The 13,027-nt window shown below is 74.1% G+C and carries 10 protein-coding genes and 2 tRNA genes; 2 read left to right on the top strand and 10 right to left on the bottom strand.

Annotated features, from left to right (window positions below):
* Nucleotides 1-113: 113 nt before the first annotated feature.
* From E0L36_RS02825 to leuS, 4 genes are all read right to left on the bottom strand, one after another.
* Nucleotides 114-971: a helix-hairpin-helix domain-containing protein gene (locus E0L36_RS02825; RefSeq protein WP_308416613.1), complete on the bottom strand. Its 858-nt coding sequence runs from the start codon at nt 969-971 to the stop codon at nt 114-116.
* Nucleotides 972-2,511: 1,540 nt separating this feature from the next.
* Nucleotides 2,512-3,357 carry a DegV family protein gene (locus tag E0L36_RS02820; protein WP_180927246.1) on the bottom strand — a complete coding sequence of 282 codons (846 nt, stop codon included), beginning with the start codon at nt 3,355-3,357 and terminating at the stop codon, nt 2,512-2,514.
* A 196-nt stretch (nt 3,358-3,553) separates the two neighbouring features.
* Complete coding sequence (locus E0L36_RS02815; RefSeq protein ID WP_180927245.1) at nt 3,554-4,330, bottom strand: hypothetical protein; 777 nt, start codon at nt 4,328-4,330, stop codon at nt 3,554-3,556.
* 201 nt (nt 4,331-4,531) lie between these two features.
* Entirely contained in the window at nt 4,532-7,405 is a 2,874-nt protein-coding gene (leuS, locus tag E0L36_RS02810) for a leucine--tRNA ligase (protein WP_180927244.1), read from the bottom strand.
* A gap of 402 nt (nt 7,406-7,807) precedes the next feature.
* Here leuS and E0L36_RS02805 point away from each other — a divergent pair, with 402 nt between their 5' ends.
* The gene (locus E0L36_RS02805; protein ID WP_219636083.1) at nt 7,808-8,731 is read left to right on the top strand and encodes a P1 family peptidase; all 924 of its coding nucleotides are present in this window, start codon (nt 7,808-7,810) and stop codon (nt 8,729-8,731) included.
* Nucleotides 8,732-8,907: 176 nt separating this feature from the next.
* Here E0L36_RS02805 and E0L36_RS02800 read toward each other — a convergent pair.
* Nucleotides 8,908-8,980 (bottom strand) — tRNA-Ala (locus tag E0L36_RS02800).
* Nucleotides 8,981-9,286: 306 nt separating this feature from the next.
* On the opposite strand from E0L36_RS02800, the gene E0L36_RS02795 reads away from it, so the two are divergent.
* A complete protein-coding gene (locus E0L36_RS02795) occupies nt 9,287-10,735 on the top strand; it encodes a glycosyltransferase 87 family protein (RefSeq protein ID WP_258016007.1) in 1,449 nt (482 codons plus the stop codon).
* Here the strand turns inward: E0L36_RS02795 and E0L36_RS02790 are convergent.
* The 5 genes from E0L36_RS02790 to rsfS form a co-directional block, all read right to left on the bottom strand.
* Nucleotides 10,714-10,947 (bottom strand): hypothetical protein, encoded by a 234-nt coding sequence (locus E0L36_RS02790; protein ID WP_180927241.1) that lies wholly within the window; start codon nt 10,945-10,947, stop codon nt 10,714-10,716. The genes E0L36_RS02795 and E0L36_RS02790 overlap by 22 nt on opposite strands.
* Before the next feature lie 5 nt (nt 10,948-10,952).
* Nucleotides 10,953-11,135, bottom strand: coding sequence for a hypothetical protein (locus E0L36_RS27360; protein WP_258015878.1), 183 nt, complete (start codon nt 11,133-11,135; stop codon nt 10,953-10,955).
* 531 nt (nt 11,136-11,666) lie between these two features.
* Nucleotides 11,667-11,739 (bottom strand) — tRNA-Ala (locus tag E0L36_RS02785).
* A gap of 111 nt (nt 11,740-11,850) precedes the next feature.
* A complete protein-coding gene (locus E0L36_RS02780) occupies nt 11,851-12,501 on the bottom strand; it encodes a histidine phosphatase family protein (RefSeq protein ID WP_308416612.1) in 651 nt (216 codons plus the stop codon).
* Nucleotides 12,502-12,503: 2 nt separating this feature from the next.
* Nucleotides 12,504-12,932 (bottom strand): ribosome silencing factor, encoded by a 429-nt coding sequence (gene rsfS / locus E0L36_RS02775; protein WP_180927239.1) that lies wholly within the window; start codon nt 12,930-12,932, stop codon nt 12,504-12,506.
* Nucleotides 12,933-13,027: the final 95 nt, after the last annotated feature.

Here is a 13,027-nt window from a genome sequence, read left to right as displayed (position 1 = left end):
CCAGGCGCCGAGCGCCCCCGGCAGCAGCCGGAGGTCGGTGGGCCCCTCCTGCCGGGGATGGGAGGAGCCGAGCGGGTGTCCGGCGGCGGCGTGCGGCGCCGCCCGACCGGGCGTCACGGGGAGACCCGGGGTTCGAGTTCGGCGAAGCGGCTCTCCCCGATGCCGTTGACCTCGCGGAGCTGGTCCACGGAGGTGAAGCCGCCGCGCTCCGCACGGTGGTCGAGAATGTGCTGGGCGAGGACCGGCCCGACGCCCGGAAGGGTCTCCAACTGGTCGGCGGTGGCGGAGTTGAGGCTGACGGGGGTGCCCGGAGCGCCCTGGCCCCCGGGCGCGGCTCCGGCCTTTCCGCTGGTCGCGCCGGAACCGGCGGCACCCGGCTGACCTCCCTGGGCGGTCGTGGTACCGGAGGCGCCGACCACGATGTGCTCGCCGTCCACCAGTACGCGGGCGCGGTTCAGCCCGGTGGTGTCGGGTTCGCCGCGCAGGCCCCCGGCGGCGGCCAGCGCGTCGGAGACCCGGGATCCGGCGGGGAGTCGCCGCACGCCCGGTTTCCGGACCTTGCCCGCCACGTCGACGACCACCGGCCGCCCGGAACCAGCGCCGGGGGCGCCGGTCGCCGTGGACGGCGCGACGCCCTCCGCGCGCCCGGAGGCGCCCGCGGAGCCGGAACCACCTGGAGCCGCCGGGGAGCCCGCCCCCTGGACCGCCGGAGCCTCGACGGGCCGGGGCCGCCCGGACCAGAAGTGCCAGGCGGCGAAGCCGAGCGCGACGCCGAGCAGTACGAGGACGGCGAGCACCGTCCGCGCCCGGAGCCCACAGCGCGGCTGGAGCCAGAGGGGTAGCCGCTCGCGGAGGGCGAGCCCCAGACGTTCGGTGCGACGCCGCCACTCCGGGCCACCGCTCTCCGGATCGGTGGGGGTGGGCGTGTTCCCGGCGGGCGCGGGCTTCGGAGGGGGCTGACCACCGCCCACTCGGGCTTCGGCGCCGGAGGGCCGTACGGTCTCGCCGGGAGCTGTCTCCCGGCCAACCACCGGACGGGCGGGGGTGGTTGGCTCGTGTGGACGGCGTGGTCCCAGGCGGCCGGGGGTGTGGACGGCGCCGGGAGCTTGGCCGGGGAACGCCTCGCCGGAGGGGGCTCCGGCGGCCCTCCCGCGTTCGTCCCTAACCGGGGTCGGGGTCGGGTCAGGGGGTGGCGGTTCGGGCTCTTCCCGCGCCCATGACGGCGGGTTCGGGGGTCGCAGCCAGCGCGAGGCGTGGAACGGGGTGCCCAGTGCGATGTCCGAGGGGGAGATTCCGCGCTCCGCCGAGGACGGCGGGGTGGCCCCCGACACCGCCGGGAGCGGCGCCGTCTCACCCGTCCCACGGTTCACGCGCGGTGGCGGAGGGTGGCCCGGGCCAGGTCGGCGGTGGTTCCGGGCCGCCCGTCGTGCGCGGCCGCGCCGAACGGCGGAGCGCGCCACGGCGACGGCCTCGTCCCGCGAGAGGACGGGGCCCTCCGGCGGGTCCGGCGTCTCGGGGCGCGGGTCCGGGCGCGTTCCGGAGGGGCGAACGGGGAGGCCCGGTGGGTGGCGGGCGAACTGGACGGAAGCCGGTGGGGCGCCGAGCCGCACGTTCGGGCGTGGTTCGGAGACGGTCGGCCAGGGGAGCCGCTCGCCCGGGCTGGCGAGCGGCCGCGACGGCCCGGAGGGAGCGGAACGGGGTTCCGGGGGTGGGGAGTTGGCGGGGACGGGCTCACGGGGCGGGGGACTCGCGGTGGCGGAGTCGGCCGCCGGGTCGGGTCCGCTCGGTGGAGAGCCGGGGGTGCGTGGGGGTTCGTCCACCGATCCGCCGGGGGTGGGCGCGCCGACGCCGAAGGACGGGCCCACCCGCGGGGAAGCGGCCCCGGGGGAGCCCGGGAGGCCCTCGCCGCCGGGGGCGGGGGTGGCTGGTTCGGGGACGGGCGGGGGCGGAACGCTCGCTAGCCGCGGGTCCCCGGACGTGAGCGGCCGGGGCGCGGGAGACCGGGACGCCCGAGACGGGGAGACGCGGGTTTGAGAGGCGGGGGTTCGTGGGGTGAGGGCTCGCGGGGTGAGGGCTGGAGGTGAGGCGCCCGGGTAGGAGGTGATCGTGGTGGCCGCCTCGGGGAAGAGGGCGGCGGCCCGCTGGGCGTCCGGGCGCGGTGGCACGGGGCGCCAGGGCCGGGTACGGCGGGCCGGGAGGGACGGGCCCACGGACCGGACACGGCGGACGCGGCGCCCGCCTCCAGGACCGGTCCCGGATCCGGTCCCAGCTCCGGTTCCTGGGCGGGTTCCGGAGCCGGTTCCTGGGGTGGTGTGGGCGTGGGTGCGGGGCGGGCGCGAACGGTCACGGGCAGTGCGGGCCGAGCGGGCGGTACCGGTGGTGCGGTGGGCGCGGACGGCACGGGTGTCGGTTCGAGGACTCATGCCGACCGACGCTAGGCGGCTTCCGCCGGAGCGAACGATCTTGCGGAATTCCGGTGGACAACCCGTGAGTTGTGGAAAACCACGTCACTCAGCGGGGGGACAGCACCGCCCCCACCAGCCCCGGTCCCGTGTGCGCTCCGATGACCGCGCCGACCTCGCTGACGTGCAGCGCGCACAGCCCCGGCAGCCGCTCGTCGAGCCGTTCCGCCAGGCGCTCGGCCCGCTCCGGTGCGGCCAGGTGGTGCACCGCCACATCGACCTCCGCCGAGCCCGCGCGCTCCACGACGATCTCCTCCAGCCGCGCCACCGCCCGCGAGGTGGTGCGCACCTTCTCCAGCAAGTCGATACGGCCGTCCGCGAGTTCGAGCAGGGGCTTGACCGCCAGGGCCGATCCGAGCAGCGCACGAGCCGCTCCGATCCGGCCGCCGCGACGGAGGTAGTCCAGGGTGTCCACACAGAAGTAGGCGGAGGTCCCGGCGGCCCGCTCTCCGGCCGCCGCCACGATCTCGTCCAGGGAACCCCCGGCGTCCGCCGCCCCCGCCGCCGCGACGGCGCAGAAGCCCAGGGCCATCGCGACCATCCCGGTGTCCACGACCCGGACGGGCAGCGGCGCCTCGCGGGCCGCCAACAGCGCCGCGTCGTACGTACCGGAGATCTCGGCGGAGAGGTGGAGGGAGACGACCGCCTCGGCGCCCCGCTCGGCGGCTCTCCGGTAGGCGCGGGCGAACGTCTCCGGCGCCGGGCGGGAGGTGGTGACCGCGCGCCGCTCGCGGAGGGCGGTGGCGAGGGTGTCCGCCGTGATGCCGGTGCCCTCCTCGTACGCCTCGCCGCCCAGCACCACCGTGAGCGGGACGACCGTAACGCCGTGCTCCTCCAGGGCGGTCTGCGGGAGGTAGGCCGTGGAATCGGTGATGATGGCGACATTGCGCGGCATGGTCCAGAGGCTATCTGGCCGATTATCTCCCCCCGGCCGGGCCCCGGGAACCCGCGCGAATACCCGCAAGCCCACCGGGACAACGCGGCCCCTCCCCAGCCCGTGGGCAGGCCACCCGAACCGCCCCGGGCGCTCCCGTGGCCGAGGGGCCGGGCTCCGAATCCCTGGGACGGGGCGCGACGACCGAGGGGAACGGTCAGCTCGTGCCGTGGGGGTCGGAGCGGCTGTCGGAGCGGGCCCCTCCGAGGGAGAGGTCGTCGATCCAGCGGGCGCCGTCCGCGCCCGCGCCGTTCCGTCTCCGGTCCCCCAGCTCGGCGGGGCGGGGTTCGGCGCCCTCGGTGGCCGGGGCCTCCGCGGCGGCGCCGGGCGCCGGTCCGCCGGAGGACGCCGGGCGGGTGGTGTGGTCGTCCGGTTCGCCGCCGGTGGTGGGTTTCTCCCAGTGCCGCAGCGCGACCGACTCCATCTGGATCTGTTCGCGGAGGGCGTCCAGACCGTCGGCCCCGTGCTGGCTGGCACGCTCCTGCGCGGCGAAGCGGAGCGAGTCCGCTGACTCGCGGATCCGGTCCGCGCGCTCCCGCGCCGCCGGCAGCCGGTCCGCGATCCGGGCGCGGTCCGGCTCACGTTCCATCAGCACTCGCAGTTCGCGGTCCAACTGGCGTGCGTGCTCGTGTAGTTGGTCAAGAAGTGCGAGGGACTCACGGAGCGAGGGGTCCTCGGCCACACCCAGCTCCAGGGCGCGGCGGGTGTTGTCGACGGAGGAGCGCAGCCCGAGCCGGACCCGGGCCACCTCTCCGACCGCTCCCGGCTGCGCGGCGCGCGCCTTGAGGGTGGTCTCCTCGACGGTGCGCCGCACCTGCGCACCGGTGCGCTCCACGCCGCGCCGCATCGCGCGCACGGCGCGCACCGTGAGGACGCAGCCGTACACCACGAAGAGCACGAAGAGCAGAGCCAACGCACCGAAGACGAATTCCATGGACCGCCCTTCCGTCCGTGCGAGTCCACTCCACAGTAAACGCGCGGGCCGGGTACCGGGTTCCAGGAGATCCCGGAACACCCCCGGACCGTCCCCGTAGGGGCCCGGGCAGGCGGGTTCCGGACGGACCGGCGCGTCCTCCGGACGGCTCCCGGCCACCGTGGCGGGGAGCCGCCCGTCCGTCCCGCGCTCAGCGCGTGATCAGGCGGGGACGATGTTGACCAGTTTGGGCGCCCGGACGATCACCTTGCGCACCCCGGCATCGCCCAGAGCGGCCACGACGGTGGGGTCCGCGAGAGCCCGCGCCTCCAGGTCGGCGTCCGAGACGGAGGGCGGGACCTCCAGCCGGGCCCTGACCTTGCCCTTGATCTGCACGACGCAGGTCACCGTCTCGTCCACCAGGTAGGCCGGATCGGCCGCCGGGAACGCCTGGTACACCACGCCGTCCTCGTGGCCCAGTCGGCGCCACAGCTCCTCGGCCGCGTGCGGGGCCAGCGGCGCGATCATCAGCACCATGGGCTCGGCCACCGCCCGCGGTACCTCGGTCAACTTCGTGACGTGGTTGTTCAGTTCGGTGATCTTGGCGATCGCCGTGTTGAACCGGAGCTCCTCCATGTCCTGCCGCACGCCGTCCACCGTCTTGTGCAGCACCCGGAGGGTGGTCACGTCCGGTTCGGCCTCGACGACGGCGCACTCGCCGGTCCGCTCGTCGACGATGTTCCGCCAGAGTCGCTGGAGCAGCCGGAACTGGCCGACCACGGCACGCGGGTCCCAGGGCCGGGAGACGTCCAGCGGGCCCATCGCCATCTCGTAGAGCCGCAGGGTGTCCGCGCCGTACTCGGCGCAGATCTCGTCCGGAGTGACCGCGTTCCGCAGCGACTTGCCCATCTTGCCCAGCTGCCGGGAGACCCGCTCGCCCTGGAAGAAGTAGGCGCCGTCGCGCTCCTCGACCTCGGCGGCCGGAACGGCGATCCCGCGCTCGTCCCGGTAGACGTACGCCTGGATCATGCCCTGGTTGTACAGCTTGTGGAACGGCTCGGCCGAGGAGACGTGCCCCAGGTCGAACAGCACCTTGGACCAGAAGCGGGCGTACAGCAGGTGCAGCACCGCGTGCTCCTGGCCGCCGACGTACAGGTCGACGCCGCCGGTGGGCATGCCCGCGCGCGGCCCCATCCAGTACCGCTCGACCTCGGGATCCACCAGCCGCTCGCTGTTGCGCGGGTCCAGGTAGCGCAGCTCGTACCAGCAGGAGCCAGCCCAGTTGGGCATGGTGTTGGTCTCCCGGCGGAAGCGCCGTGGCCCCCTGCCGTCCCCGAGGTCCAGGGTGACGTTGACCCAGTCCTCGTTGCGGGACAGCGGCGTCTCCGGCTCGGCCTCCGCGTCGTCCGGGTCGAAGGTGCGCGGGGAGTAGTCGTCGACCTCGGGCAGTTCCAGCGGCAGCATCGACTCGGGCAGCGCGTGCGCCACACCGTCCTCGTCGTAGACGATGGGGAACGGCTCGCCCCAGTACCGCTGGCGGCTGAACAGCCAGTCCCGCAGGCGGTAGTTGACCGTGCCCTCGCCGAGGCCGCGCTCCTCCAGCCACGCGGTCAGCCGGGTCTTGGCCTCGGGCACCGGCAGGCCGTTCAGCGAGACCGTCTCCCCCTCGGAGTGGACGATCCGCGCCTCGCCGGAGACGAACGCCTCACTCCACGCCGCCGGGTCGAGGCCACGGCCGTCCGAGGGCTCGACCACACAGCGCATCGGGAGGTCGAAGGCGCGCGCGAACGCGAAGTCGCGCTGGTCGTGCGCCGGGACCGCCATGATCGCGCCGGTTCCGTACCCCATCAGCACGTAGTCCGCGATGAAGACCGGAACGCGCTCGCCGCTGACCGGGTTGGTCGCGTGGGCACCGGTGAAGACGCCGGTCTTCACCTTGGCGTCGGCCTGCCGCTCCACGTCCGACTTGGCCTCGGCCTCGGCGCGGTACGCGGCGACGGCGGTGGCCGGATCCGGGTGACCGCCGGTCCAGACCGCGGGTGTGCCCTCCGGCCACGCGGCGGGCACCACCGTGTCGATCAGCGGATGCTCGGGGGACAGGACCATGTACGTGGCGCCGAAGACGGTGTCCTGGCGCGTGGTGAAGACCTCGACCCCCTGGTCCCCGAGGGGGAACCGGATGCGAGCGCCCTCGCTGCGGCCGATCCAGTTGCGCTGCTGGAGCTTGATCGACTCGGGCCAGTCCAGTCCGTCCAGGTCCTCCAGCAGCCGGTCGGCGTAGGCGGTGATACGCATGTTCCACTGCCGCAGCCGGGCCTTGAAGACCGGGAAGTTGCCCCGCTCGCTGCGGCCGTCGGCGGTGACCTCCTCGTTGGCCAGCACCGTGCCCAGCCCGGGGCTCCAGTTGACCGGGGCGTCCGAGGCGTAGGCCAGCCGGTACTCGCTCAGCACCTCGGCCCTGGCCGCCGCGTCCAGCTCCGGCCAGGGCTGGTAGCCGCCGGGCGTCGGCCGCTCACCCGTCTCGAACTGGTCCACCAGCTCGCTGATCGGCCGGGCCCGCCCGGCGTCCGCGTCGTACCAGGAGTCGAAGATCTGGAGGAAGATCCACTGGGTCCAGCGGTAGTACTCCGGGTCGATCGTCGCGAACGACCGGCGCTCGTCGTGCCCCAGCCCCAGCCGCCGCAGCTGGGACCGCATGGTGACCATGTTGGCCTCGGTCGTCCCCCGGGGGTGGGCGCCGGTCTGCACGGCGTACTGCTCCGCGGGCAGCCCGAAGGCGTCGAAGCCCAGGGTGTGCAGGACGTTGTGGCCGGTCATCCGCTGGAGACGGGCGTAGGCGTCGGTGGCGATGTACCCCAGCGGATGGCCGACGTGCAGCCCGCTGCCCGAGGGGTACGGAAACATGTCCATGATGAACTTCTTCGGCAGGGCCGCCCGCCGGGGATCGCCGCCGAGTTCGCCGTCGCCCGGGTTGGGCGCCTCGTACACGCCGTGCTTCTCCCAGAAGTCCTGCCAGCGCGCCTCGATGTCAGCGGCCAGCGCCGCCGTGTAGCGATGGGGGGCCGCGCTCTCCGCGGCGTTGGTCGTCTCGCTCATCGTCCTCAAAGCTCCATCGGATCGTCTCAGCTCAGCACCCCACGGGGCCCAAAACAAAAGAACCCCTCGCACAGGAGGGGGGGCCGCGCCGTTTCCGGTCCACCACGGGAACCGGAACTGTTCAGCGCGGCCAGCTCAGCAGAAGGCGTCGGGCACGCATGGGCTCAGGGTACCGCAAGGCCGTACGCCACCCGGGGCCCGCCCGGAACCCGAGACGCCCCACGCCAGCCACCGCGCGCCGAGCGGACGCGCCCCGCCGTCCCGCCACGCGCCCTTGACCGGCGGCTCCCGCGCCGGAAGCCTGGCCAGCCCGGGGCGCGGCAGGCCACCGGCAGCGTCACGACAGAGGAGATGCCACATGCCCGAGGCCGACCGAGACGCCCCGACGCCGGAGCCCACACCGTGACGGACCCCTCCAGCACGGACGGCCACCACCGCTCCTTCGGCGTCGAGGGCGTGCGCCTCGGCCACTGGACGCACCAGGAGGCCCAGACCGGCTGCACGGTCGTCGAGTTCCCCGAGGACACCGTCGCCTCGTGCGAGGTGCGCGGCGGGGCGCCCGCCTCACGCGAACTGGACCTGCTGGCCCCGGACAAGACCGTCACCCGGGTCGACGCGGTCCTGCTCACCGGCGGCTCCGCCTACGGACTGGCCGCCGCCGACGGCGTCCTGCGGTACTACGAGGAACGCGGACGCGGCGTCGCCACCCCGGCGGGCGTCGTGCCGATCGTCCCGGCCATGGCGCTCTTCGACCTCGCCGCCGGGGACTCCACCATCCGCCCGACCAGCGAGGCCGGATACCTCGCCGCCCAGGCCACCCGGGGCGAGCAACAGCTCACCGGAGCCGTCGGCGCCGGCACCGGCGCGTACGTCAGCCAGTGGCGGGGGCCCGGGGGCCGTCGCCGTGGCGGCCTCGGGTACGCCGAGCACCGGCTCGGGGACCTGACCGTGGGCGCCCTCTGCGCCGTCAACGCCTTCGGGGACATCGACGACGGACGCGGCGACATCACCTTCGACGCGGTGCGCGCCCTGGAGGCCCCCTTCGCGCTCACCCCGGACCGCGCCCACACGACCATCGGCGTCGTCGTCACCAACGCCCGGCTCGACAAGACCGGCTGCCGGATCGTGGCGCAGGGCGCTCACGACGGGCTCTCCCGCGCCCTGACCCCTCCGCACACCCGGTTCGACGGGGACGGCTTCGTCGCCGCCGCCACCGGCCACGTCTCCGCGCCCGTCGACACGGTCCGGATGCTGGCGCTCGCCGCCGTCACCCACGCCGTTCGCGGCCTCGCGAACACGACGGATCCCGGGCCACCGGACGGCTGAGCGGGCGGGGCGCGGGAGTTCGCCAGATCGCGGGACGGGCCCCGCCCGGGACGGGGCACCGCCAGCCCCCGCGAACGGCCCACGGAGACGACCCCACGAAACCGGGCTCAACCGGGCCCACACACGCGAAAGTGCCCCGCCGTATGACGGGGCACTTCCGAACGTCTCAACCTGTGTGGAGCTAAGGAGAATCGAACTCCTGACCTCTTGCATGCCATGCAAGCGCTCTACCAACTGAGCTATAGCCCCGGAACCGACCGCCATCCCGCAGCGGCCTCGCCAAGCTTACACAGCTCATCCCCCCTTCCGCCAAATCGCTTCCGGCCACCGGCGACCTCCCCTTCCGGGCGAAACCACGGACCACGACATCTCCCGCGCGGCACACGGACGGTTGACCGGGTAGCGCCGCGCGTACGGGAGCCGAGCGACCGCGCCACACGCGGTCAACCGGTTCGGGAGCCCGGCCATCCGCCGTGACCTGGAGCCGCCCTCGTGAGCGCACCCCCGCAGCCGACCCCACCCCCACGGGCTCCCTGGTTCGCCGCGCGCTCGCCCCTGGACGGGCGGGTCCGCCGGTGGCCGCTCGCCCTCGCGTTCTGCCTGCTGTCCTTCGCCGCCTGCTGGGCCGCCCAGCACGCGGCGCGGGTGTCGATGATCGACCTCAGCGTCTACCGGGCCGGTGCCGCGGCGGCCCGGGCAGGGGCGGACCTCTACGCACTGCGCTTCACCCCGGCCGACCTGGCGATGACCTACCCGCCGTGCGCGGCGCTCCTGTTCGCCCCGCTGACGCTGGTCGACGAGGCGGCGGCCCGGACCTGTGCGACCGTCCTGAACCTGCTGCTCCTCGTCGTCCTCGTCCACCTCTCGCTGCGGCTGCTCCACCTCCCGCGCCGCTCCCACGCGCCCCACTCCCCCGGCCAGCGGACCCCGGCCGACCCCTTCGGGCCGTCAGCGGGAGCGGCACCCTCGGGCCCGCCAGCTTCCCCAGACCCGTCCGCCCCGTTCCTCCCCGCCGACCCGGCCGCCCGGATCGCGCTCACGCTGGCCCTGGCCGGGGCCGCCGTCTGGTGTGAACCCGTCTGGACAACCCTCCGCTACGGGCAGGTCAACCTGCTGCTGACCGTCCTGGTGCTCTGGGACATGACGCGTCGCGCCGGTCACCCCTGGGCCGGGGCCGGTACCGGGCTGGCCGCTGGCGTCAAGCTGACCCCCGCGCTGTTCATCCTGCTGCTGGCGGTCAGCGGCGCGGTACGGACCGCCCGGCGACGGCGTGCGGGCCACCGGCGCCCGCCCGACCCCGCGCTGCGCGCCGCAGCGGTGGCGACGGCCACCCTCGTCGCCACCGTGCTGCTCGGCGCGGCGCTGCTGCCGCGTGACTCCTGGCACTTCTGGACACGACTGCTCTTCGACTCCGGCCGCGTGGGCCACCCGGTGATCACCGACAACCAGGCGCTGAGCGGTGTGCTGACGCGCCTCCTCCATCTTCCGCAGCCCGGGACACCGTGGCTCGCGGTGGCCGGGCTCTGCGCGCTGGCCGGCATAAGCGTCACGGTGCTGGCGGCGGTCGCGGAACCGGAACGGCTGCCGTTCGCCTCCGCCTGGTCCACGCTCGGCTGCGCCGCGACGGCCCTGCTGATCAGCCCGATCTCCTGGTCACACCACTGGGTGTGGTGTGTGCCCGCCGGGCTGCTGCTGGCCGCCGAGGCACGGCGCCGCGCCAGCGGCCGCTGGTGGGCGGGGACGGCGGTCACCTGGGCGCTGTTCTGCTCGTACGCGCTGTGGTGGGTGCCGCACGGCCAGCCCGGGGAGCGGGCCGAACTCCACCAGGGCGCGGGCGAGATGGCGCTCTCGGCGGGCTACGCCGCGGCCGCCGTCTGCTTCCTGACGCTGACGGGGTCGGTGGCGCTACGGGCGGCGCGGAGCCCCGCGTCGAAGCACCGGGAACCGCGCCGGGGCGCGGGGCCCCGCGCGGACGGGCCGCCTCAGGCGGTGGCGAAGGAGTAGAAGCGCTTCAGCGTGCAGTGGTCGTCGAGCAGGCGGCCGTAGATCGGCTCACCGTCCAACTCACGGTAGGTCTCGATGGGATCGCCTTTTATGATCAGCGCCCGGGCGCAGTCCTCGCACCAGTACTGGTAGGCGGTGTTCACCGGCTCCATGTCACGGACGATGGGGGTGCCGCTGCCGCACCAGTCACACTTCCTGCTGTGTGCACCCATCTCAGTCAGCTCCAGCTATGGCCGCAAGCCGTGCACACGTAGGAAACTCCTCCATTGTCGCCGAGCATCTGGGCGACATTCGATGATCCGCAGGATGGGCACTGAAGGGCGTCCTGAAGGGGCGGGAAGCATCCGGGCGGGCCCTCGGAGCACAGGCGGCCTTCCTCAGCGAGGACCATCGCCGACATCGCACCCGTCCCTCCCCTCGGAGCGTCGCCCTCGCCAGCCGTCACGATTCTGCCACGTTCTCCCCCATACCAGCAGTCCCGGAGGCGCCCCGGAGCGCGACGGGAACCACTCGTGCCCCGGTGCGGGGGCCTCCGCGCACCGCCCGGCAACCGCCCGCGCGACAGGGGGCCGCGGCCGGTTCCCCGCCAACCGCCCACCGTGGCGGGCGCGTTCACCACGCCGGGCCGGAGCGCCGGGGTGGGCGGTGGGCACACACAACGCGCTGCTCAGCGCCGAGTCGCCGGAGGTCACCCCGCAGCTCCGGAGAGCCGCCCCGGAGTTCCCGGGGAACGTCCGACGGTGATGACCGTCCCGCCACCGGCGGCGCTCGCCGGGACCAGTCCGGATGACCGGCTGTCCCGCGCCGACCGGCGGAGCACAACCGCGCACCACCACCCGGCGCTCGCACCGGGGAGCGTACGGAGAGGCACGCGAAAAAGCCCCGTTCGTTCTCCGCCATCTCGATGACAGGGAACGAACGAGGCGTGCTGTGGAGCTAAGGAGAATCGAACTCCTGACCTCTTGCATGCCATGCAAGCGCTCTACCAACTGAGCTATAGCCCCGCGCTCCGGGCGCCGGAGCGCCGCGAACGAGGAGCAGCTTACAGGCGGCGGAAGCGAAAACGAAATCCGTACCGGGGCAGCGCACCCGCCCCGGCGGCGCGACGTCGCCGGTCAGTCGTCGTCGCCGAGGACCGGCTCCGGCAGCGAGCCCGCGTTGTGCTCCAGCAGGCGCCAGCCCCGGACGCTCTCACCCAGCACCGACCAGGAGCAGTTGGCGAGACCGCCCAGCGCCTCCCAGGTGTGCGGCGGCAGACCGACCAGCCGCCCGATGGTCGTACGGATCGTGCCACCGTGGCTCACGACCACCAGCGTGCCGCCGTCGGGCAGCTTGTCGGCGGACCGCTCCACCACCGGCGCCGCCCGGTCCGCGACCTCGTACTCCAGCTCGCCACCACCACGGCGCACCGGTTCCCCGCGCTTCCAGGCGGCGTACTGCTCGCCGAACCGCTCCATGATCTCGTCGTGGGTGAGGCCCTGCCACTCCCCCGCGAAGGACTCGCGCAGCGCCTCGTCATGGACGATCGGCAGACCAGTGACAGCGGCCAGTTCGGCGGCGGTGGCCCGGGTCCGCATCAGGTCGGAGGAGATGACGGCGTCCGGCCGCAGCCCGGCCAGCAGCCGCGCGGCACGGCGGGCCTGGGCCACGCCCTCGTCGGTGAGTTCGATATCGGTGGTGCCCTGGAAGCGGCGCTCCAGGTTCCACGCGGTCTGACCGTGCCGCCACAGCACGATCCGGCGGTTACGGGGCTCCGCGACGTGCACGATCAGTTCAGCTCGCCGTCGCGCTCGCCGGAGGGGGCGGCCTGCTCTCCCTTGCCCCGGGTCGCCTTCGCGTCCTCGGGCAGCTCGATCTGCGGGCAGTCCTTCCACAGCCGCTCCAGGGCGTAGAAGACCCGCTCCTCACTGTGCTGGACGTGGACGACGATGTCGACGAAGTCCAGCAGGACCCAGCGGCCGTCACGCTCCCCCTCACGGCGGGCCGGCTTCGCGCCCAGCTCCTTGTGCAGCTTCTCCTCGATCGCGTCGACGATGCTCTTGACCTGGCGGTCGTTGGGCGCCGAGGCCAGCAGGAAGGCGTCGGTGATGGCGAGCACGTCACTCACGTCGTACGCGACGACGTCGTGCGCGAGCTTGTCGGCCGCGGCCTGCGCGGCGGCGGTGGTCAGCTCGATGGAACGGTCCGTGGCGGTCACAGGAGATGCTTTCGGGTCGAGGGCCGGGGTCCGGATGGACACATCCCGCCCAGGATCTCACGGCGCCCGCCGGTACCGGGGGCCGAGCCCGGCGG

Source organism: Streptomyces sp. AJS327 (assembly GCF_013450295.1).
Taxonomy (GTDB): domain Bacteria; phylum Actinomycetota; class Actinomycetes; order Streptomycetales; family Streptomycetaceae; genus Streptomyces.
Note: the sequence above shows the minus strand (reverse complement) of the source record. Positions and strands in the feature narration are given on the sequence as shown.

Bases quoted from the DNA above. Each gene is read 5' to 3' on its own strand.
- E0L36_RS02820 (WP_180927246.1), bottom strand. From the start codon at position 3,357: ATGCCGCGCAATGTCGCCATCATCACCGATTCCACGGCCTACCTCCCG.
- E0L36_RS02815 (WP_180927245.1), bottom strand. From the start codon at position 4,330: ATGGAATTCGTCTTCGGTGCGTTGGCTCTGCTCTTCGTGCTCTTCGTG.
- leuS (WP_180927244.1), bottom strand. From the start codon at position 7,405: ATGAGCGAGACGACCAACGCCGCGGAGAGCGCGGCCCCCCATCGCTAC.
- E0L36_RS02790 (WP_180927241.1), bottom strand. From the start codon at position 10,947: ATGGGTGCACACAGCAGGAAGTGTGACTGGTGCGGCAGCGGCACCCCC.
- E0L36_RS27360 (WP_258015878.1), bottom strand. From the start codon at position 11,135: ATGTCGGCGATGGTCCTCGCTGAGGAAGGCCGCCTGTGCTCCGAGGGC.